20 protein-coding genes are annotated in these 20300 nt (G+C 72.2%); 5 read left to right on the top strand and 15 right to left on the bottom strand.

Annotated features, from left to right (window positions below; genetic code table 11):
- Nucleotides 1-326: 326 nt before the first annotated feature.
- Nucleotides 327-746, top strand: a complete 420-nt coding sequence (locus ABT245_RS23385) for a cysteine hydrolase family protein (RefSeq protein WP_351736542.1) — start codon at nt 327-329, stop codon at nt 744-746.
- 240 nt (nt 747-986) lie between these two features.
- Here the strand turns inward: ABT245_RS23385 and ABT245_RS23380 are convergent, their stop codons facing one another.
- A complete protein-coding gene (locus ABT245_RS23380; protein ID WP_351736540.1) occupies nt 987-1643 on the bottom strand; it encodes a nucleotidyltransferase domain-containing protein in 657 nt (218 codons plus the stop codon).
- Nucleotides 1644-1709: 66 nt separating this feature from the next.
- On the opposite strand from ABT245_RS23380, the gene ABT245_RS23375 reads away from it, so the two are divergent.
- The 4 genes from ABT245_RS23375 (at nt 1710) to ABT245_RS23360 (ending at nt 5188) form a co-directional block, all read left to right on the top strand.
- Nucleotides 1710-1889, top strand: a complete 180-nt coding sequence (locus ABT245_RS23375; RefSeq protein ID WP_351736538.1) for a hypothetical protein — start codon at nt 1710-1712, stop codon at nt 1887-1889.
- 53 nt (nt 1890-1942) lie between these two features.
- Nucleotides 1943-2877, top strand: a protein-coding gene (locus ABT245_RS23370) for an IS5 family transposase (RefSeq protein ID WP_502982173.1) whose coding sequence is annotated in 2 segments (ribosomal slippage) — nt 1943-2338 and nt 2341-2877 — 933 coding nt in all. Because the reading frame shifts where the segments join, the coding sequence is not laid out codon by codon here.
- Nucleotides 2878-2886: 9 nt separating this feature from the next.
- Nucleotides 2887-3015: a hypothetical protein gene (locus ABT245_RS23365; protein WP_351736594.1), complete on the top strand. Its 129-nt coding sequence runs from the start codon at nt 2887-2889 to the stop codon at nt 3013-3015.
- Nucleotides 3016-3049: 34 nt separating this feature from the next.
- A complete protein-coding gene (locus ABT245_RS23360) occupies nt 3050-5188 on the top strand; it encodes an SUMF1/EgtB/PvdO family nonheme iron enzyme (protein WP_351736536.1) in 2139 nt (712 codons plus the stop codon).
- A gap of 855 nt (nt 5189-6043) precedes the next feature.
- Here the strand turns inward: ABT245_RS23360 and ABT245_RS23355 are convergent.
- From ABT245_RS23355 to ABT245_RS23290, 14 genes are all read right to left on the bottom strand, one after another.
- Nucleotides 6044-7285 (bottom strand): lytic transglycosylase domain-containing protein, encoded by a 1242-nt coding sequence (locus ABT245_RS23355; RefSeq protein WP_351736534.1) that lies wholly within the window; start codon nt 7283-7285, stop codon nt 6044-6046.
- A gap of 68 nt (nt 7286-7353) precedes the next feature.
- Nucleotides 7354-8340 (bottom strand): hypothetical protein, encoded by a 987-nt coding sequence (locus ABT245_RS46150; protein ID WP_502982170.1) that lies wholly within the window; start codon nt 8338-8340, stop codon nt 7354-7356.
- Nucleotides 8341-8391: 51 nt separating this feature from the next.
- Nucleotides 8392-8934 (bottom strand): Rv1363c family protein, encoded by a 543-nt coding sequence (locus ABT245_RS23345; RefSeq protein ID WP_351736530.1) that lies wholly within the window; start codon nt 8932-8934, stop codon nt 8392-8394.
- A gap of 26 nt (nt 8935-8960) precedes the next feature.
- Nucleotides 8961-9566, bottom strand: coding sequence for a hypothetical protein (locus tag ABT245_RS23340; RefSeq protein WP_351736584.1), 606 nt, complete (start codon nt 9564-9566; stop codon nt 8961-8963).
- 365 nt (nt 9567-9931) lie between these two features.
- Entirely contained in the window at nt 9932-10450 is a 519-nt protein-coding gene (locus ABT245_RS23335) for a hypothetical protein (RefSeq protein ID WP_351736528.1), read from the bottom strand.
- Entirely contained in the window at nt 10447-11721 is a 1275-nt protein-coding gene (locus ABT245_RS23330; RefSeq protein WP_351736526.1) for an MCE family protein, read from the bottom strand. The genes ABT245_RS23335 and ABT245_RS23330 overlap by 4 nt, the downstream gene beginning before the upstream one ends.
- Nucleotides 11718-12935, bottom strand: a complete 1218-nt coding sequence (locus ABT245_RS23325; protein WP_351736582.1) for an MCE family protein — start codon at nt 12933-12935, stop codon at nt 11718-11720. The genes ABT245_RS23330 and ABT245_RS23325 overlap by 4 nt, the downstream gene beginning before the upstream one ends.
- A 236-nt stretch (nt 12936-13171) precedes the next feature.
- Nucleotides 13172-14188 carry an MCE family protein gene (locus ABT245_RS23320; protein ID WP_351736524.1) on the bottom strand — a complete coding sequence of 339 codons (1017 nt, stop codon included), beginning with the start codon at nt 14186-14188 and terminating at the stop codon, nt 13172-13174.
- Nucleotides 14185-15306, bottom strand: coding sequence for an MCE family protein (locus ABT245_RS23315; RefSeq protein ID WP_351736523.1), 1122 nt, complete (start codon nt 15304-15306; stop codon nt 14185-14187). The genes ABT245_RS23320 and ABT245_RS23315 overlap by 4 nt, the downstream gene beginning before the upstream one ends.
- Nucleotides 15303-16361, bottom strand: a complete 1059-nt coding sequence (locus ABT245_RS23310) for an MCE family protein (protein WP_351736522.1) — start codon at nt 16359-16361, stop codon at nt 15303-15305. The genes ABT245_RS23315 and ABT245_RS23310 overlap by 4 nt, the downstream gene beginning before the upstream one ends.
- Nucleotides 16358-17611, bottom strand: a complete 1254-nt coding sequence (locus ABT245_RS23305; RefSeq protein ID WP_351736521.1) for an MCE family protein — start codon at nt 17609-17611, stop codon at nt 16358-16360. The genes ABT245_RS23310 and ABT245_RS23305 overlap by 4 nt, the downstream gene beginning before the upstream one ends.
- Before the next feature lies 1 nt (nt 17612).
- Nucleotides 17613-18419 (bottom strand): MlaE family ABC transporter permease, encoded by an 807-nt coding sequence (locus ABT245_RS23300; RefSeq protein WP_351736520.1) that lies wholly within the window; start codon nt 18417-18419, stop codon nt 17613-17615.
- Nucleotides 18420-18424: 5 nt separating this feature from the next.
- A complete protein-coding gene (locus tag ABT245_RS23295) occupies nt 18425-19189 on the bottom strand; it encodes an MlaE family ABC transporter permease (RefSeq protein WP_502982169.1) in 765 nt (254 codons plus the stop codon).
- Nucleotides 19186-20190, bottom strand: a complete 1005-nt coding sequence (locus tag ABT245_RS23290; RefSeq protein WP_351736518.1) for an ABC transporter ATP-binding protein — start codon at nt 20188-20190, stop codon at nt 19186-19188. The genes ABT245_RS23295 and ABT245_RS23290 overlap by 4 nt, the downstream gene beginning before the upstream one ends.
- Between the last annotated feature and the right edge of the window lie 110 nt (nt 20191-20300).

Here is a 20300-nt window from a genome sequence, read left to right as displayed (position 1 = left end):
CGCCGGTGGCCTACGCAGCATCCACAGCAGTCACCCGCCCCCGACCACCTCCTGCCCACCGGCCCCGCCGCCCGTGTCGGGACCGCCGGCCCGGCCATGGCCCCGAAGGCCCGCCTCCCCGCCGAGGCCGTCGTAGCCACAGCATCGACCACCGAAGGTGGAAGGACCCCGCCCCATGTCCGACACCGCACTCCTCGTCGTGGACGTCCAGTGCGGCCGCCTCGCCCACATCACGGACCCCGGCTGTCTGCCCCGCGTGGCCTCCGCGCTCGACGCGGCACGCGGTGGCGGCGTCCGGTCGTGCACCTCAGGCTCGGTCTGCGTCCGTGGCACCCGAAGTCGGCCCGCGCAACGGGACCTTCGTCGCGCTGCCCCCGGCCGCGTTCACCGCGAGCGACCCCGGCGCCGAGATACATCCCGATGCCGCGCCGTTGCCCGGCGATTCCGTCGTCACCAAGAACCGCGTCAGCGCCTTCCCCGGAAGCGTCCTGCGTCAGGCCCCCGCCGCCCAGGGCATCGGGCACCTCGTCCTCGCAGGCACCGCGACCGGCGGAGTCGTCCTCGCCACCGCCTGCCGGGTCGCCGACCTGGACTTCCGGCTGACCTTCCTCGCCGACGGCTGCTCCGGCCCGGATCCGGAACTCCACCGGATGCTCGTCGAACGGGTCCTTGCCCGCAGGGCGACGCCACCACCGTCGACGGCTGGAGCAGGACCCTCACCGTCCCGGCCGGCTGAGGTGGCATGACCGCTCGGCAGCCGATCACCGCGGTGATCCCGAAGCCCATGCCCGAACCCTTCGGCTCGCCTCCCGGATGAATTCGGTTACGGCGGGACCGACAGGGGGCACTGGCCCTTCCGCTTGCCGACGTGCGGGGCACCTTTCTCGCCGGCGGGCTCGTGACCGTCGGTGCCTGCGCCGTGCTCCTCGGCGGGCGGCTGCTGCCCGGAAGAGCACGCCCCAAGCGGTGCCCGGCTCGCAACTCGGTCACTCCGTCCGATCGATGACGTCGTGGAGATACTGCACCGCGAGCCTTTCGGCATCGCGGTGGCGTCGGACCGCCGCTCCGGCGTCGTCGCGCCACCGCCGGTACAGCTCGACGCCCGCGAGGAACGCCCGACCGGCGTCGTGCCGGTCGTAACCGCACACGGTCGCCCGAAGGTCGCGTGCCTCCTCGGGTGCGATGGATTCGAGGTGGCGCACGCCGCGTGGCGGCGCGCCCACCCGGCGGGCGGCCGGCGGACCCAGCACGGCCTCACGCAGATAGGTGAGGAAGCCGATGACCTCGAACAGTTCACCGCGGCCGAGTTTCGTCGCACCGTAGTGCACCCAGATCCAGAACCGGTCCTCGATCCACTGGAGTTCGAGCGACGGGAGCGTCGGCGGATGCTTGGCGAGCGCGTCGGCCAGGTGGCCGTCCCGGTCCCACAGGACATCCGGATCCTCGACGCGCTCGGCGAAGTCGCCGGCCCGTACGAACTTGAAGTCCACGTGCAGCAGGGGCGATCCGACAAGTGTGATGATCAGGCGTGGCTCGCCGACGTGCTCCCCGGTGAACCCGGCCACCAGGGCGGCCCAGGAACCGATCAGCGCGAGCCGCTCCTTCATGACCGAGTCGATGTCGGGCATTCCGCGTAGTGCCATCGAGTTCAGCTTCATCGACCCCCGCCCGGAAACGGAAGGCTCTACGGGCGGGGTGAGTGGAGCCTCATGGGTGACGACGACCGCAGCGGCGCCATCGAGGTTTTCTTCGACGCCGCCGGCTCCTTCTCGGACACGGAGTCCACACTTCTCCAGGTCGAGAAGGTGGGCGACAGCCCGACCCTGTACTTCGACACGAACCCGGACAAGGGCTACGGCTATGAGGTACACCGGGAGGGGGCGCCCTAGGCCGTGTCCGGCCGATCATGAGACTTATCGCTCTTGCTTCCGTTGTCCTGGACATGGAAGGTCGGGGTGGTCTGAGCGATGAGGAGTGGGAGCGGCTGGAGCCGTTCCTGCCTGTGAGTAACGGCCGTTGCGGCCGGTGGCGTGATCACCGGCAGGTGATCGACGGCATCCTGTACCGGGAGCGGACGGGTGTGCCATGGCGTGACCTGCCGGAATGCTACGGGCCGTGGAAGACCGTGTACGAGCGGCACCGCAAGTGGTCGGGGGACGGCACCTGGGAGCGGCTGTTCCAGCAGGTGCTGGCGGTCGCGGACAGTGAGGGCGAGATCGACTGGGCAGCGGCGGTGGACTCCAGCGCGGTGAGGGCGCATCAGCACGCCGCCGGGGCCCGCAGGGATCCACCGCCACCCCTTGATTCCCCAAAGGGGGGACAACGGGCGCCAAACCGGGGCAAGAAGCCCCGCTGACCTTTCGGCCTCAGGGAGGCGGCGGCGCGTCGGGAGAGGCGCTGGGGCGGTCCCGGGGCGGCTTCACCACGAAGATCCACCTGTGCGCCGACGGCAGGTGCCGCCCTCTGTCGATCGTCATCACAGCAGGCCAGTGTGCCGACTGCACCCAGTTCAAGCCGGTGATGGACAAGATCCGGGTGCCGCGCATCGGGCCGGGACGGCCTCGCACCCGCCCTGACAGCGTCAGCGCCGACAAGGCATACAGCAACCGGGCAACCCGCCGTGAACTGCGGCGACGGAAGATCCGACACTGCATCCCGGAGAAAACCGATCACCGCAACCACCGGATCAGGCGAGGCTCGGCAGGCGGCCGACCCCCTGGGTTCGACCAGGAGTTGTACCGCAAGAGAAACACCGTCGAGCGCGCGATCAACAAGTTGAAGCAGTTCAGGGCCGTGGCGACCCGATACGACAAGCGCGCCTACATCTACCTCGGCACCGTCACCGTCGCGGCCATCTCTATCTGGATCCGGCGCTGATCAACCCGATTGATCGACCGGACACGGCCTAGCCTCGGCGTACTGATCGGCGCCCGCGGCCTGCTCGGCCTCGGCGTCTGCGCCGGGTATCCCGCGGCGATGTTGCTGCTGCGCAGCGAGGCCGTAGCCGCCCGCTGAGCTGCCGAAGCCCGAACCGGCACGTCGCAGCGCGGTGAAGAAGCTGCTGCAGTCCGCGTTCTTCAACGGCACCGGCCTGGAGAGCTGGGAGAACATCTGGGGCATCTGGAACGGCATGACCGAACGCGACAACGAGGCGGTCCGCCGCGTCGCCACGATCGAGAGAGAGTTCCCGGAGCTACTGGTCAGCGCGGAGTGGGAGCCGCACACCCCGACGCGGCAGAGCAGGGTGTACGCGAGCAAGTGGCCGGCCGAACGCGGCACCCGAACACTGTGGACGCTCATCAACCGCGACACCGCACCGCGCACCGGTGCGCAGCTGGAGGTCGCGCACCGACCGGGAATCCGCTACTACGACCTCTGGAACGGCTGCGAGCTGAAGCCGGAGATCTCCGGTGGTCGCGCCGTGCTGTCGTTCCCGATCGAGGCCAAGGGCTTCGGCGCGGTGCTCGCCGGCACGCCGGCCCAGCTGCCCCAAGACTTCGGCGACTTCCTGCTGTCAATGCACCGGCACGCCAGGCGCCCGCTGTCGGACTTCTCCGCGGCGAACACGTTCCTGCCGCAGACCATGACGAAGATCAAGAGCACGGCCCGGGCCCGTAAGGCCCCGCCCGGCATGGTGTACATCCCCGGCGCCAACTACCGCTTCGCCGTCCGTGGCGCCGAGTTGGAGGGCTGGTCCTGGCGGGGAGCCGCGGGTCTCGTGCGCGGCGTCGGCGTCCAGTTCCCCGGCGAGCCGGAGCCCGACCGCTACCACCAGCTGACCCTCAACCTGGCACCGTTCTACATGGACCGAACACCGGTGACGAACGAGCAGTTCCAGCGTTTTATGGACGCCACCGGTTACCGGCCGGCGGATGACCAGAACTTCCTCAAGCACTGGGACTGGAGCTTCGAGCACCACCCGAAGCACAAGGCCGGCTGGGCCAAGAAGCCCGTCATCTACGTCTCGATCGAGGACGCCCGTGCGTATGCCCGCTGGGCCGGCAGGCGGCTGCCGCACAGTTATGAGTGGCAGTACGCCGCGCAGGGCCTGGACAATCGCACCTATCCGTGGGGCAGCGCCTACGACACCACGCGCGTACCGGAGCCGTTCCATGGCCGGCACGAGATGCGGGCCCCGGACGATGTCGACGCCCACCCGGGCGGAGCAAGCCCGTTCGGCGTCCTCGACATGGTCGGCAACGTATGGCAGTGGACGGACGAGTTCACCGACGACCACACCCGGTCCGCCGTGCTGCGCGGCGGCAGCTACTACCAGATCGTCGCCTCGAGTATCACCAACTACTACTTCCCCTCCGACAAGACCGCCCAACGGCTCGACCACCAGAGCAAGTACCTGCTGATGGCCCCCGGCCGGGACCGGGCGGCGACGATCGGCTTCCGCACCGTCGTGGACGCCGCGCAACCGGCGCCCGAACCCGTCGACAACGGCACAGTCGTCGACGCCGGCCCGCACAAGAACGCCGTCACGCCCGGCTGGACCTGCCATGGCTGGACCACGAAAATGGTCTTCGACCTGGCGTATCCCGTCGTCGACTCCTCATACAACGCCACCCACCTCAGCGGCACCGGCACCGGAAACTGGGCCGAGTACACGTTCACCGGCACCGGCGTCGACGTCTACGGCTGGCGCGGGCCGAACGGCGGGCGCCTTCGGATACTGGTCGACGGCATCGCCCGGGGCGGCCCGATTTCCCAGCAGGGCGCCACGGACACGTACTACGAACTGCTCGCCCGGATCGGCGGCCTGGCGAACGGCCGGCACACCATACGGATCGAGACCGATCCCTCCGGCCCGACGGACGCCGTGACGGGCGTCGACTACCTGCGCGTCTACACCAGGGGCGACCGGCAGCCGCCCGTGCCGCCGACCCTGACACCGAGCGATGCGCGCCCCGCCGCCGGGAGCAGCGTCACGGTCAAGGTGGGCTTTCGCAACGAGAGCGCCGCACCCGTCTCGGGCAGCCTGCGACTCGCGGCCCCCGAGCCGCTGAGCGTCACCCCGGCGGCGGCCGGGTTCAGCGGGCTCGCCCCGCATACGGAGGTCACGCGCGAGTTCACCGTCACGGTCCCGGCCGGCACCGACGCCGGGGCAAAGCTGCTGCGGGCGGTGGCGACGCTGAAGCAGTCCGCCGACGCCGAAGGATGGGCAACGCTCGAAACGGCCTGACCCACCTGCCGCGGGCGTTCCGCGCGGGCCACCTCGGCGCGGAACGCCTGCGGCAAGAACCTGCCGGGGCCGGCGTTGGCGTCGGCCACCTGCTTCGGAATCCGCTGAGGCGAAGCGGGCGGCGAGCGCGGCGAGGTGGCCGTCGCCGCGGTCCGGTGGGCGGTCGGCCGCGGACCGGTGCCCTCGGTAATCCGGTTGATGACCGACGGTGCCACGGGTAGCGTGCCCCGCGTGACAAGCCCTGAGTCGGACAGAGCGGAGCCGCCGGTCACCTGGCGGCCTGCGATCCGCTGACGAGCGAAACGCTCCTCGGCCGATTCGCTGCCGGTGACCGGACACCTGCTCCGTGTGTCTGGTCCGGTTCCGTCGTTCCTCGGTCCGTTGCTCGCCGGGGCCGTGACCGGGGCGACCGGCGACTACCGCGCCGCCGCGTGGGTCAGCGCGGCGCTCGCCGCGCCCGCGGTCGTCGCACGCGCGCTCCGCCACCGGCACGCGACGAGCGGGAACACGCAAGAGCGGGCTCGCTGACGTGCGGCCCGGTTGCCCCGGTCGGTCCGCGGCTACCGGGCGCTGGAGGCCGCCCAACTCCTGGAGGTCCGCGGCCATGCGGGGACGTATGTCGCCTCCGGCGGCGACCGGAGCCGGACACGCGCGGCCGGGGCCGCGGCGGCGTACGGCCGCGCGGGCGGCTCCCTCGGCATGGACCGCGCCGACGCCCTCGTCATCGTCCGAGCGGCCCTGTCCGTACGGTGGCCGCGGCGACGTCGGCCGCCGCGGGCACCGGAAGGGACGCCGGGGGTTTCCCGAACGCCCCGGCGGGTCCGGTTCGGTCCCGCGGTCCGCGGTGCCGTGTGCTCATGTCGTCGGTGTCGGCGGTGCGCAGGCGGGGGTGTCATCCGTGGGGCCAGGGCTGGCGGGGGACGGACTCGGTGAGGAATCGGGGCAGGACGGCTCGGGCGTCGGGTCCGTCGGGTCTGTCGGGTCCGGGGAGGGTGTCGCGGTTGCGGTGGGGTCCGGTGTGGCCGAGGAGTCCCCGGTCGGGGAGCCGGACGGGTCCGGCGCGGGCGGCTCCCCGGGCGAGTTGGACGGCTCCGGGCCCGTCGTGGCCGTCGCGGAGGGGGACGGGCTCGGCGAGCGCGTGGGGGTGGGGGTGGGGCCGCCCGGGTCGGGGCCGATGACGATCCCGCCGCCGTCGGTGCCGTCGCCCTCGCCGTCCACGGGCCCGGTCGCCTGAGTGTCGCTGCCGGCGCCCGGGGACCGCGGGACGACACCCTCACCGTCGGGCACGCCGTGCACGCCCCGCCGGTAGAAGTCGAGCCACTGCCGGACCAGGTTCAGATAGGTACGCGAGTAGTTGTAGCTGAGGATCGCCCGGTCCAGGTCGGCGGCCCGTGCCAGGTCCCGGTCCCCCGCGCACAGATAGTGCCCGGCCGCCAGGGCCGCGTCGAAGACATTGCCGGGGGCGGCGCGGCCGTCGCCGTTGCCGTCGACGCCCCAGCGGGCCCAGGTCGAGGGCAGGAACTGCATCGGCCCCACCGCCCGGTCGTACACCGGGTCGCCGTCGTGGACGCCGCCGTCGGTGTCCCGGATCAGGGCGAAGCCCCGTCCGTCGAGGGCCGGGCCGGTGATCCGGCCGAGGGTCGTGCCGGCCCGGTCGACGGCGCCGCCGCGCGCATGGCCCGACTCCACCTTGCCGATCGCGGCGAGCAGCTCCCAGGGCAGCCGGCAGCCCGGGTCCGTACGGGCGACGGCCCTCTCGGCCGCGCGGTAGGCGCGCAGGACGGTCGCAGGGATGCCGGACTCGTCGTTGATCCGGGTGATCTCCCCGGCACTGTAGGGCATTTGACGCCTCGTCAGGGGTGGCAGTTCGGTGTGGTACGAGCCGTCGCCTGGCGGGGCGAGATCGGCGTAGGGGGTGCCCGTGGCCGGGGTGGGCGCGTCGTCGGCGGCCCGTCGGCCGGGACTCCCGTCGGCGCTCGACACGAGACCGGGCGCCTGTGAGGCGGTGAGGACCGCCACGGCCGCGACGGCGACGGCGGTGGCCCGCAGGCCCCGTAGGGTCCGGGCCTGCGGACGGCGTACACGGCGTGCGGGCATGGCTGTCGCTCCCTTGTCGATGGGCCGGATACCGGTGCCGGCGCCCCGGGGCGGCGGGGCCGGCGCCCTCAGCGGCCGAAGGTGTCGATGCCGGAGACCAGCCAGCGCCCGTCGCGGCGTACCACGTCGACCGCGAGCATGGCCCCGGCGTAACTGCCGCCGTCCGCGGCCTGCTTGGCTTCGGTGTCCGCCGCGCTCTTGCCCCCGGCGGTGCTGACGCTGCTCTGGTCGGCGTAGACCAGGACGCGGGCCCGGTCGCCGTCGATGCGTTCGACCGCGCTGTCGGTGACGGTGGTGGTGATCACCGCCTTCTGCTGGTCGGCTCGGGCCCGGACGTCGGCGAGCAGGGCCTCGTGCTGGGCCACGGCCTTCCCGGTGAGCAGGCCCTTCGTGGCCTTTTCGAAGGCGGCGGGGTCGGCGTGGTCGTAGGAGAAGAGCGCGGCGACCGCCTTCGCCGTCTGCCCCTTGATCTCGCTGGTGCGGGCGGGGTCGCTCAGCGCGGTGTTGCGCAGGGCCGGGTCGTCGCGAAGGGTCTGGGCGCGGGCGTGCGCCCAGCCGGCGAAGCCGCCGAGGACGAGGGTCAGCAGGCACAGCAGGGACAGGCCGACGCCGCGGGACGGACGGCGGACCCGTCTCCGGCCTCCGCTCGGGGCCCCTACGCCCACGGCGTTTCCTGTACCCGCCGCATCCTCCGTATCCCCAGCGTCTGCGGCGCCCCCGGCATCTCCGGCGTCTCCCGCACCCGCCGCATGCCCCGCGTCTCCCGCACCCGCCGGGTCCCGCCTGCCCGCCCGGTCCGCCCCGTCCGGCCCGCCAGCCCCGTCCGGTTTCGCGGCCTCGGTGAGTGCGGGGCGGCGGGGGGACACGGGCGGCGCGGCGCGTTCGGGCAGCACCGCGAGCCCGGAGCGGGACGGGCCCGGTGTGGCCGCGGCGGGCAGGGCCTCGTCGGCCGGCCCGCCCGGACCGGCTCCGGGCCCGGACGCGGGTGCCGGGGGCCGGGCCTCGCGGGCCTGACGCCGGCGCTCGCGGTTGATGTGGTGACGGGTCGTCGCCATCGGATGTGTCGTCCTCTCGTGCGGCCGGCCGACGCGCGGCACGGGTCCGGGTCAGCCGGCTGATGTGCCGCCCACGGGTGCCTGGCCCAGGGCGCTGAGCTTCCACCGGCCGCCGGTCCGGGTGAGTTCGCCGAGCAGGCGGCTGTCCTTGTCGGTGCTCTGTGCGCCGGACGCCTTCACGGTCACCCGCAGGGCGACGAGGACCCGGGCGCGGCCGGCGCGGTCGTCGAGTTCGGTGACGGCGCCGGACAGCACCCGGGCCGTGGTCACCGTCTTCGCCGTCCGCACCTGGGCTGCGAACTCCTTGCGTCCGTCGGCGAGTTGGTTGTGGAGGTCACCGGTCGTCGAGGACTCCCACAGATCGAGGCCGTGCTCGACGTCGCGGTGGTCGAGCGTGTTCAGGTTCTGCACGGCCTGTTCACCGGCGGCGAGTGCCGCGTCGCGCTGCGCGGCGTACCCGGCCGAGTCGTCGTGCGCCGCGGCGTACCAGTCCCAGCCCGTCCACGCCGCGAAACCGCCCGCGGTCAGGACGAGTGCGAGGGCCAGGGCCGGCAGCGTCCGGGCTCCGGTGAGGGCGCGGACCGCGCGTTTCATGGGGTGCTCCCGTCTCCCGCGCTCGTTCAGCGGGTGGTGATGTCGACGATCCGCCACTGGTCGTGCTCCCGCCGTGCGGTGATGCTGAGTTGGGCCGCCGCCGAGGCGGGCGCGGCCTTGTCGCGGCGGGAGACCTGGTCGAGGAAGACCAGCAACCGGGCGCTGTGGCCGTTGAGTTCGATCACTCCGACGCGTACGGCCTGGGTACTCAGGGTGACCCGCTGCTTGGCCAGTTCGGCACGGATCCGGCCGAGGAGTTCGGTGTACTGGCGGGCGGCCCGGCCGTCGAGGACGGAGCGTGCGGAGCGCTCTGCGGCGTCGAGGCCGTCGGGGGTGTAGGAGAAGACGCGGGCGAGGGCGTTGCCGACGTCTCCCGCGACACGGGTGGTTGCCTCGGTGTCGGTCAGCGCGCGGTTCCGGGCCGACGCGGTGGACGTCAACTGGTGGGCGCCGTAGAAGAAGCCGCTGCCGGCGAGGACGAGGACCACGGCGAGTACGGCGACCGCGACGCGCCACACCCGAACCCCCGGACGCCACCGCCCGGAAACCTCCCCCTCGCCCGGCTCCACCCCGCCCTCCGACGCCGCCTCGGACGTTTGCCCCGACCCGTCCCCCGACTCCGCCGCGGGCACCCGACCCGCGCCGTCCTCGGATACCGCCGCGGGAGCCTGGCCCCGCCCGTCCTCCGCTTCCGCCGCCTCCCCCTCCCGCAACACTTCCGCCACCACGCCCTGCCCCGTTCCCGCATCAGCCCCCAGCGGCACGTCCGCCTCCTCCCCCTGTCCCACTGCCGCCTCCGCATCCCGCGGTTCCTCGGACTCCGCGTCCCTCAGCGCTTCCACCACCACCCCCTGCCCCACTGCCGCCTCAGCCCCCAGCGGCGCTTTCGCCACCGCTCCCTGTCCCACTGCCGCCTCCGCATCCCGCGGTTCCTCGGACTCCGCGTCCCGCGGTGCTTGCCTCGCCGTGCCCTTCGTCTCGTTGGGTAGCAGTCGTGTCATCGGGTGGCCTCCTCGGTGGCCGTCCGGGCGAGCGGTACCGCGCTCAGGGCCTGGACCTTCCACTCCCCCGCGGCCGTGCGGGCGAGCACTGCTTCCAGGCGTTTGCGGTCCGTGGTCGACGTCTTGGACCCGGCCGGCGTGACCTCGACGCGTACGGCCGCGATGAGCTTGGCCGTGCCGGCGCGCGGGTCCAGCGCGGTGACGGCGGCCTCGGTGACCGTGCCCCGGGCCGACGCGCCGGTGCGGGGCTCGGTGCGGCCCAGCTCGTCCCGGAGCGGGCCGGTCGACGCCGCGCGCCAGGCCCGGATGCCCGCCCGTGCCCGCTGCTGCGAGGAGGCGTCGAGCGTGTTGAGCACGGCGACGGCGCGCCGCCCGTCGGAGAGCGCCGCGTCACGCTCCCGACCGTAGGCGAGCCCGTCGTCGCCGCGGGCCTGCGCGTAGGTCCACGCGCCGGTGCCGCAGAACCCCAGCGCCAGGGCGAGCCCCGCGGCCGCGATGATCCAGGCGGGCCTCATCGGGCGACCTCGCCGGTCGGATCGAGCAGGGCCGCGAGGTCCGTCGGGGCGCCGTCGCCCAGGTCGTCCAGGGCGAGCGCGCCCGGCAGCGCCGCCCCGGCGGCGGTCGGTGCGGCGCTGCCGGAGGGCAGGGAGGGCGGTCGGACCGGGTCGGGCACCAGGCCGCCCCTGGGCGCGTTCGCCGAGCCGCGTACGTTGCTGCCGCTCGCGGCCGGGGCGGTGCACGAGGCGCCGGTGTTGAGCGCGGGCGCGGTGCCCAGGTCGAGTCCGTCGCGGTATCGGGTGCCGCCGTAACCGGCGGTACAGGGCAGGGGTTTGAAGAAGGTGACGGCCATGCCGAAGTTCACCTTTCCTCCGTCGACGGCGGTGGCTCCGGCGGACACGGCCGCCGGGTACTTCACGAGCAGTTCCTCGATGCCGCGCTGCCGGGTGACGGCGATCTCGGAGGTGGTCAGCAGGTTGGCGAGGACCACGCCGAGGCTCGGGTCGAGGTCCCGCAGGACGCCGCTGACCTGGCCGGCGGCATCGGGGGTGACGGTCAGCAGGCGCCGCAGGTCGGCGTCAGATCCCTTGAGGGCGCGGGCGAGTTGCTCGGCCCCGGTGGCGAAGTCGCGGACGGCACGGGCTTCTTCCGCCTGGGTGCGCAGCACGGTCTCGCCGTCGTGGATGAGCCGGCTGGTGGACGGCAGGGCGCGGTCGGCGGCCTCGACGAAGGCGCTGCCGTTGTCCAGGAGCACCTGGAGGTCGTCACCGTGGCCCTCGAACGCCTTGCCGAACTCGTCGACGACCGTGCGCAGATCGTCCAGCGGCACGGACCGGGCGAGGCCGTCGACGCTGGACAGCACGTCGGTGACGGGCGCCGGCACCTCGGTGTCGGCCTGTTCGATCCGGGCGCCGTCGGCGAGATAGGGCCCACTGTCGCTCGCGGGCCGCAGGTCGATGTACTGCTCGCCGACCGCGGACAGCCCGGCCACCACGGCGCGGGTGTCGGCGGGGATGCGCGGCGCGGACTTCTTGATGCGGAGTTCGGCGACGACGCCGTCCGCGGTGAGCCCGATCGGGCCGACCCGGCCCACCGACACCCCGCGGTAGGTGACGTCGGAGTGCGTGAACAGGCCACCGGTGCGCGGGAGTCGGACGTCGACGGTGTAGTAGTCGGCGACGCCGGCGTAGCGGCCGAGGTCGGCGTAGCGGATGCCGACGAAGCCGAGGACGAGGACGGCGATGACGAGGAAGGCGAGGTTCTTCAGGCGTACGGCGAGGGTGATCACGGCGTGGCGCCTCCGTCCTGGGAGGACGTGGTGACGGACGGCAGCGGCAGCGGCGGCGCCGTCGGGGCCCGGGTGGCGGGGGCGCTGCCGCCGGACCCCTTGGTGGTGCTCTTGCCGCGGGCCGTGCCGGGTGTCTCCTGCGCCGAGGCGGAGGGCGAGGGTGTGCTGCGCGGCACCAGGGGCGGGATGATCCGCGTTCCGGGGGCGGCGACCATGCTCAGGTACACGTTGAGGTAGTCGCCCTTGATGCCGCGCAGCACCTCGTCGGTGAACGGGTAGGTGAGCAGCGCCTGGAGCGAGTCGGGCAGGTCGGTGCCCGCGTCCGCGAGTGCCCGCAGGCTGGGTGCGAGGGCCTTGAGATCGGCGACCATGTCGTCCTTGCTCGCGTTGACGGTGGAGACGGCGACGTCGGACAGCGTGTCCAGGGAGCGCAGCATGGCCAGCAGCGAGCCGCGCTGTTCGTCCAGGGTCTTCAGGCCGGGCGAGAGGTCGGTGAGGACGGTCCCTACGTCGTCCTTGCGGCCGGCGAGGGTGGCGGCGAGCCGGTTGACGCCGTCGAGGGCGTCGGTGATGTCCTCGCGGTGCCCGTCGAGGTCGGTCACCAGGGTGTTGACCCGTTCGAGCATCGAGCGGACCTCTGGCTCGCGCCCGCCGAGAGCGGCGTCGAGTTCCTTGGTGATGGTCTTGAGCTGGTTGACGCCGCCGCCGTTGAGCAGCAGGGACAGCGCGCCGAACACCTCCTCGACCTCGGTGTTGCGGCCGGTGCGGGACAGCGGGATGACGCCGCCGTCGCGGAGCCGGCCGGCGCTGTGCGATGTGCTGGGCGCGACGAGTTGGACGTACTTCTCGCCGAGCAGACTGGACTGCTCAAGCCGGGCGCCGGCGCCGGCGGGCAGCCGCACATCGCCGTTGATCTTCATGGTGACGCGGGCGGCCCAGCCGTCGTGGTCGAGGTCGATGGCGGTGACCCTGCCGACGGCGACGTCGTTGACCTTGACCGCCGCCTGCGGGACGAGGCTGAGTACGTCGTCGAGTTCGGCGGTGACGGTGTAGGGGTGGGAGCCGAGGTCGGCGCCGCCGGGCAGCGGCAGGTTCTCGATCCCGCCGAAGCGTGGCAGGGGTACGGTGAACGCGCCGACCGCCAGCGCGAAGCCCAGTGCCAGGGCGAGCAGTCCGCCCGCTCCTGCGCCCACGGCCGTCCCGCCGGTGAGCAGGCCCCGTCCGACCGCCGCGCCGGCCGTGCCCGCCCGGTTCTCGTCGCCGTCCGCCCTTTCCCCGTCGTCCCCCTCCGCCCCGTCGTCCCTCTCCTCCAGGGTGTCCCGGTCCTCCAGGGTGTCCCGGTCCTCCGGGGCGTCCCCGTGCCGCCGAGTGTCCTGGCTGCCCCGGTCGTCCCTGCGTCGGGTGCCGGGCCGGGCCGCGCCGGAGGCGTTGTGTCGTCGTAGGCCGCGCCTCACCGCTTCCCCTCCCCCGAGGACGCGGAGCCGCCCGTCGCCGGGAGCGGCAGCAGCGGTCCGCCCATGCTGATCTCGTTGAGGTTCGCCCGGCCGTCGAGGGTGCGGGTGTCGGTGTCGTAGGCCGACACCAGGTTGTCCGCGGCCAGCGGTGCCACGTCCAGCGCCTCGGCGAGGGAGGCCCGCTGCTCGACGAGGGTGCGGGTGACCGGCACCAGCCGGTCGACGTTCTTCTTCAGCTCGCCGCGGTTGTCCTTGATGAACCGCTTGACCTGGCCGAGGGCCTTGCCGAGTTCTTCGAGGGCGCCCGTGAGGTCGTCCTTGTTGTCGGCGAAGAAGCCGACGACCGTGTCCAGGCGTTCCTGGGCGGTGCGCACATCGGTGTCCTTCTGCTTGAGCATGCTGGTGAAGGACTGGAGCCGGCTGAGCGTGGCGAACAGGTCGTCGCTGCTGCCGTTGAGCGTTTTTGCGGCCTTGCCGAACTGCTCGATGGTGTCGCCGATCGCCGCGCCGTTGCCGTCGAGGTTGGCCGCGCCGGTCGTCAGCAGGTCGGACAGGGCGCCCGAGGCGTTGGCGCCGTCGGGGCCGAGCGCCTTGCTGAGATCGGTGATGGAGGCGTAGAGCTGGTCGATCTCGACGGGGGTGCGGTTGCGGGAGGCGGGCAGCACGGCACCGTCGGCGAGGGCCGGGCCGGCGCGGTAGGCGGGGGTGAGCTGCACATAGCGGTCGGCGACCACGCTGGGCGCCACGATCACGGCTCGGGCGCCCTCGGGGACCCGTACGCCCTCGTCGAGGGCGAGTTCCACGCGCACCCGGGTGCCTCGCGGCCGTACCGAGGTCACCTCGCCGACCCGCACGCCCAGGATACGCAGGTCGGATCCGGAGTAGATGCCGACGGCGCGGTCGAAGTAGGCGGTCAGCCGGGTGCCGGAGTCCAGGGCCCGGGCGACGGCGAGTGAGGCGGCGACCACCACCAGGGCGAGGGCGGCCGCGAGGAGTCTGCCGCGTCCGGTCATCGCGCCCCACCCCCCTGGGCCGGTGCCGACTGCTTCGGCGGCATGCACGGCTCGGTCTGGGCCGGGTCGGGCAGGTAGTCGCGGGGCACCACCCCGCACAGATAGCTGTCGAACCAGCGGCCGTTGCCGAGGGTGTTGCCGACGAGCCGGTAGTAGGGCCCGACGAGCGCCAGTGTGCGGTCGAGCTGGGTGCCGTTCTTCTCCAGGATGGTGGTGACCCGGCCGAGCGCCTTGAGGGTGGGCCCGAGTTGGCTCTCGTTGTCCGCGACGAGGCCGCTGAGCTGTGTCGACAGTGCCCTGCTGCCCTTGAGCAGGGCGCGGATGGCGCTGCGGCGGTCCTTCAACTCGCCGAGCAGGGACCCGCCGTCCTCGATGAGGGTCTCGAAGCTGGACTTCTTGTCCTTGAGGGTCTTGCTGAACCGGGCGCTGCCTGCCAGGAGTTCGGAGAGTTCCGTGTCGCGTTCGGAGACGGACCTGGACAGCGCGGACAGTCCGGTGGCGGCCTCCCGCACATGGGGCGGCGAGTCCGCGAACGTCTTGGAGATCGTCTCGAAGCTCTTGGCGAGCTGCCGGGTGTCGAGGGCGTCGACGGTGCCGCTGAGATCCTGGAACGCCTGGGTCACGTCGTACGGCGAGGTGGTGCGGGCCAGCGGGATACGGCGGCCGGGGTCCTGGCGTGCGCTGCCCAGCGGGTCCAGGGCCAGGTATTTCTCGCCGAGCAGTGTCTTGATGGCGATGGCGGCGGTGCTCCGGTCGCCGATCCAGGCGTCGTCGACCTCGAAGCCGACCTTCACCTTGGGGCCGTCGAGCGAGACCTGGGTGACGCGGCCGACCTTGACGCCGGCGATGCGCACCTCGTCGCCCTCGTCGAGGCCGGCCGACTCGCTGAAGTCGGCGCTGTAGGTGGTGCCGCCGCCGATCAGCGGCAGCCGGCCGGCCTGGTACGCGAACACGGTGAGCAGGGCCAGCAGGAGCAGGCCGACGAGGGCGACGGCGACCGGGTCGCGGTCCTTGACGGGCTTGAGCCACGGCCCGCGGCGCCGGCCGGCGCGGGTGCGCGTGCCGGTGCCGGTGGTGCGGTCGTCCGCGCGGCGGCCGGGCCGGCCAGACAGCCTCATGCGCCGCACCTCGGCTCCGTGACGGCGATGCCGGTGGGGGCCTCGGAGCCGTCGGAGGTGGTCACTTGACTCACGCGCGCCTCACAGAGGTAGAGGTTGAACCATGATCCGTAGGAGGAAAGCCGGGCCAGGGCGGTCATCTTGGCGGGTGTCCTGGCGAGGAAGTCCTCGATCTGGGGGGTGGCGGCGCCGAGGTTCTGGGAGAGCCGGCCCAGTTCGTGGATGTCCTGTTTCAGGGGTGCGCGCCCGTCCTGGAGCAGGTCCGCGGTCACCGTGGTCAGGTCGCCCATGGCGGCGACGGCCCGCCCCAGGGGTTTGCGGTCGTCGTTGAAGCCGGTGACGAGCCGGCGAAGGGTGTCCACGAGGTCGTCGAACTGGGCCTCGCGGTCGTTGAGGGTGGTCAGGACCGTGTTGAGGTTCTTCACGACCGCGCCGACGACCTCGTCCTTCGCGGCGACGGTGCGGCTGAGCGAGCCGATGTGCCGGATGAGGCTGTCGACGGTGCCGCCCTCGCCCTGTAGGACCTGCACGATGGAACCGGCGAGTTCGTTGACGTCCTTCGGTGACAGCCCTTCGAACAGCGGCTTGAAGCCGTTGAAGAGCAGGGTCAGGTCCAGGGCGGGCGCGGTGTGGTCGAGCGGGATGGTGTCGCCGTCCTCCAGGGTGCCGGTGAGGTCGCCGCTGCCGCGGTCCAGGGCGATGTACCGCTGCCCCACCATGTTGAGGTACTTGACGGCTGCGGTCGTCGAGCGGGGCAGGGTGCGGTCGTCGCGGACGGTGAAGGTGATCTGCGCGGTGCGCCGGTGGACGACGCGGATGCCGGTGACCTCGCCGACCTTCACCCCGGAGATGCGCACGCTGTCGCCGTCGACAAGCCCGGTGACATCGGTGAACAGCGCCTTGTAGGAGCGGGTTGCGGAGCCGACGCCGGTGCCCGCGACGCTCAGCCCGAGCACGGTCGTGGCCAGCGCGGTCACCACCAGGAAGACGAGGGACTTCAGCACGGGGCCGGTCGGCGGGCGGCGCCGGGTGTGCGCGGGGCGCGGCCGGGTCATCGCAGGGTCACCTCCGTGCCGCGCAGGGCGGGCCCGGCGAGCAGGCTGCTCCAGTCCGGCAGGTCGGCCGGCGATTTGCCGGTGGCCGGCGCGAGCAGCTCGTTGACGAGGGCGTTCTCCTGCGGGGAGTTGGCGAGCCCGAGGTCCTGGCCGGCCGCGGCGGACACCTGGGCGGCCGGTTTCGTGGGCACCCCGAGGTAGGGGACCGGGTAGCAGCGGGGTCCGCCGCCGGCGTCGTAGGAGGGGGTGTCTTGGCCGGGGACGTAGGCGCCGCGGGACGGCACGGTGGTGAGGTCGACCCGCAGGCCGGGCCGGTCGGTGCCCTTGCCGAGGGCCTTGTCCATCTCCGGCACGAAGTCGGCGAGGGTGCGCAGGGTGCACGGGAAGGACGAGGAGTACTCGGCGAGCAGGCGCAGGGTGGGCCGGGAGTCGGCGCTGAGCCGGATGATGGTGTCCTTGTTGCGGCGCAGGAAGCCGGTCAGGTCGTCCGCGGCGCCGGTGGTGGCGCCGAGCGTGGCGGCCAGGTCGCCGGACTTCTCGGCCAGGGTGCCGCTGGTGGTGGTGAAGTCGGTGAGGGCCGTGATGACGTCGGGTGCGGCGTCGGCGTAGAGGTTGCTGACCTTCACGAGCTCTCTCAGGTCACGGTTGAGTGCGGGCAGGTCGGGGTTGAACTTGCGCAGGTGTGCGTCGAGTCGGCTGAGGGTCGCGCCGAGCTGGTCGCCGCGTCCCTCCAGGGCCCGGGAGACCGCGGACAGGGTGGCGGAGAGCTTGTGCGGCTGGACCGCGGTGAGCATCGGCAGGACGTCGTCGAGGACCCGCTGCAACTCGACGGCGTTGGCCGAGCGGTCCTGCGGGATGACGGCTCCGGCGGCGAGCGGCCGGCCGGAGGGGTGCGCGGGTGGCACGAGGGCCACGAACCGCTCGCCGAACAGGGTCGTCGGCAGCATCTGCGCGCGCACGTCGGAGGGGATGCCGGCGCGGGCGCCGGGCCTGAGGGCGAGGGTGAGCCGGGCGCCGTCACCGGTGGACTCGATGGCGCGGACCTCGCCGACGACGACGCCGCGCAGCTTCACCTCGGCTCCCAGGTGCATCTCGTTGCCGACGCTGCCAGTCTCCACGCTCACCGGGTCGGATTCGGTGAACTTCTTGTCGTAGACGGCGACGGCCAGCCAGATCAGCAGGGCGGGCACCACCCAGAACACCACTCCGGCGAGCCGGCGGCGCAGCGTCTGACCCCGTGGGCTGCTCATCTCACCCGGCCACCTTCACCGTTGTGGTGGCACCCCACAGGGCGAGCGACAGAAAGAAGTCGGTGAGGCTGATCAGCACGATGGCGTTGCGCACCGAACGGCCCACGGCGACGCCGACGCCGGCCGGACCGCCGGAGGCGCGGTAGCCGTAATAGCAGTGCGCGACGATCACCATCACGCTGAAGATGAGCACCTTCAGTACGGAGAGCAGGACGTCCGTGGGTGACAGGAACAGGTTGAAGTAGTGGTCGTAGGTGCCCCGGGACTGGCCGTTGAACAGGACGGTGACATAGCGGGACGCCACGTAGGAGGAGAGCAGCCCGATCGCGTACAGCGGGACGATCGCGACGACCCCGGCGATGATGCGGGTGGTGACCAGATAGGGCAGGGAGCGGATGCCCATGCCCTCCAGGGCGTCGACCTCCTCGTTGATGCGCATGGCACCGAGCTGGGCGGTGAAGCCGGCGCCGACGGTCGCGGACAGGGCGAGTCCGGCGACGAGCGGGGCGATCTCCCGGGTGTTGAAGTACGCGGAGACGAACCCGGTGAACGCGGCGGTGCCGATCTGGTCGAGCGCCGCGTATCCCTGCAGGCCCACGACGGTCCCGGTGAACAGGGTCATCGCGATCATCACACCGATGGTGCCGCCGATCACGCCGAGGCCGCCGGTGCCGAAGGCGACCTCGGCGAGCAGGCGCTGCACCTCCCTGAGGTAGCGGTGCAGGGTGCGCGGCACCCACAGCAGGGAGCGGATGTAGAAGAGCAGTTGGTCGCCAGAGCGGTCGAGCCAGACCAGCGGGGAGGCCATCGGTCTCAGCCTCCCTTCGGCGGGACGAGTTGGAGGTAGACGCCGGTCATCACCATGTTGACGAAGAACAGCAGGAGGAAGGTGATGACGACGGACTGGTTGACGGCGTCGCCGACACCCTTGGGGCCGCCCCGCGGGTTCAGCCCGCGGTACGCGGCGACGATGCCCGCGATGAAGCCGAAGACGAGGGCCTTGAGTTCGCTGATGTAGAGGTCGGGCAGCTGGGCGAGGGCGGAGAAGCTGGACAGATAGGCGCCGGGGGTGCCGTCCTGCATGAAGACGTTGAAGAAGTAGCCGCCGAGGATGCCGACCACCGAGACCAGGCCGTTGAGCAGAACGGCCACGCCCATCGCGGCCAGCACCCGCGGCACGACGAGGCGCTGTACCGGTGAGACACCCATGACCCGCATCGCGTCCAGCTCCTCGCGGATCACCCGGGAACCGAGGTCGGCGCAGATGGCGGAGCCGCCGGCGCCGGCGATCAGCAGGGCGACGATGAGCGGGCTCGCCTGCTGCACCACGGCGAGCACGCTGGCCCCGCCGGTGAACGACTGGGCGCCCAACTGCTGGGTGAGTGAGCCGACCTGAAGGGCGATCACGGCACCGAAGGGGATGGAGACGAGGGCGGCGGGCAGGATGGTGACGCTCGCGATGAGCCAGAACTGCTCGATGAACTCCCGGAACTGGAAGGGCCGTTTGAAGATCGCCCGGCCGACCTCCGCGGCGAGCGCGAAGAGCCGTCCGGTCTGCCGTAGCGCGCCGAGCATCATGGGCCGCTCCCGGCGGCGGTGGCGGGCGCGATGGCGGCCGTGGCGTAGGTGCGCTCGATGACCGAGCGGGCGGCGGGCGGCAGTTGGTCAAGCATGCCGACGACCCGCTCCCTGTGCCGGGCGACGGCGCGGCGGGGCGGGAGTCCGGGGGACGGCTCCAGCTGCGGGACGATCTGGCGGGGCACGGCCGGATGGGCCGGGCGGGTGTCGGCGGCCTCCGCGGCGAGGGTGGCGGCGTCCTTCTCCTCCGACATCCCGATGGGTCCCTCGCGGCGTCCGCCGAGGAACTGGGCCACGGCGGGTTCCTCGCTGGTGAGCAGCACCTCGCGGGGGCCGAAGGTGACCAGTCGGCGCAGGAAGAGCATGCCCATGTTGTCGGGGACCGTGGCGGCGATGTCGAGGTTGTGGGTGACGATCAGCATCGTCGCGTCGAGCTGCGCGTTCAGGTCGATCAGCAACTGGGACAGGTAGGCGGTGCGTACGGGGTCGAGTCCGGAGTCGGGTTCGTCGCACAGGATGATCTGCGGGTCGAGCACGAGGGCGCGGGCGAGGCCGGCCCGTTTGCGCATGCCGCCGCTGATCTCGCCCGGTAGTTTGCCCTCGGCGCCGAGCAGTCCGACGACCTCGATCCGCTCCATGACGATGCGGCGGATCTCGGACTCCTTCTTGCGGGTGTGCTCACGCAGCGGAAAGGCGATGTTGTCGAAGAGGGACATCGAGCCGAAAAGGGCGCCGTCCTGGAACATGAGCCCGAAGAGTTTCCGGGTCTCGAATATGTCGTGTTCCGGGCTGTTCACCATGTCCACCCCGTTGATGAGGACACGGCCTTGTTCCGGTTTGAGCAGACCGATGAGCGACTTCAGGAAGACGGTCTTTCCGGTGCCGGACGGGCCGAGCATGACACTGACTTCTCCGGCCGGCAGGGTGAGGGTCACATCCTGCCAGATGTTCTGCCGGCCGAAGGACTTGGTCAGGCCCTCGACGACCACTTCGATTCCCATATCACCTCCGACAGGAACGGTTCGGCGTGCACCGCGGAGCGCACGTTAAAGCGGTGCGCGGTCGGCTGACAATAGGTGGGGCGCCGGATTCCCTTGGCTCCCGCGGACTT

It is taken from the genome of Streptomyces sp. NPDC001508 (genome assembly GCF_040298665.1).
GTDB lineage: Bacteria > Actinomycetota > Actinomycetes > Streptomycetales > Streptomycetaceae > Streptomyces.
The sequence above is the reverse complement of the archived record's forward strand: the minus strand, read 5'-3'. Positions and strand labels throughout refer to the sequence as shown.

Excerpts from the sequence above, each read along its gene's own strand:
- ABT245_RS23380 (WP_351736540.1), bottom strand. The coding sequence starts at position 1,643 with ATGGCACTACGCGGAATGCCCGACATCGACTCGGTCATGAAGGAGCGG.
- ABT245_RS23375 (WP_351736538.1), top strand. The coding sequence starts at position 1,710 with ATGGGTGACGACGACCGCAGCGGCGCCATCGAGGTTTTCTTCGACGCC.
- ABT245_RS23355 (WP_351736534.1), bottom strand. The coding sequence starts at position 7,285 with ATGCCCGCACGCCGTGTACGCCGTCCGCAGGCCCGGACCCTACGGGGC.
- ABT245_RS46150 (WP_502982170.1), bottom strand. The coding sequence starts at position 8,340 with ATGGCGACGACCCGTCACCACATCAACCGCGAGCGCCGGCGTCAGGCC.
- ABT245_RS23345 (WP_351736530.1), bottom strand. The coding sequence starts at position 8,934 with ATGAAACGCGCGGTCCGCGCCCTCACCGGAGCCCGGACGCTGCCGGCC.
- ABT245_RS23335 (WP_351736528.1), bottom strand. The coding sequence starts at position 10,450 with ATGAGGCCCGCCTGGATCATCGCGGCCGCGGGGCTCGCCCTGGCGCTG.
- ABT245_RS23320 (WP_351736524.1), bottom strand. The coding sequence starts at position 14,188 with ATGACCGGACGCGGCAGACTCCTCGCGGCCGCCCTCGCCCTGGTGGTG.
- ABT245_RS23315 (WP_351736523.1), bottom strand. The coding sequence starts at position 15,306 with ATGAGGCTGTCTGGCCGGCCCGGCCGCCGCGCGGACGACCGCACCACC.
- ABT245_RS23310 (WP_351736522.1), bottom strand. The coding sequence starts at position 16,361 with ATGACCCGGCCGCGCCCCGCGCACACCCGGCGCCGCCCGCCGACCGGC.
- ABT245_RS23305 (WP_351736521.1), bottom strand. The coding sequence starts at position 17,611 with ATGAGCAGCCCACGGGGTCAGACGCTGCGCCGCCGGCTCGCCGGAGTG.
- ABT245_RS23300 (WP_351736520.1), bottom strand. The coding sequence starts at position 18,419 with ATGGCCTCCCCGCTGGTCTGGCTCGACCGCTCTGGCGACCAACTGCTC.
- ABT245_RS23295 (WP_502982169.1), bottom strand. The coding sequence starts at position 19,189 with ATGATGCTCGGCGCGCTACGGCAGACCGGACGGCTCTTCGCGCTCGCC.
- ABT245_RS23290 (WP_351736518.1), bottom strand. The coding sequence starts at position 20,190 with ATGGGAATCGAAGTGGTCGTCGAGGGCCTGACCAAGTCCTTCGGCCGG.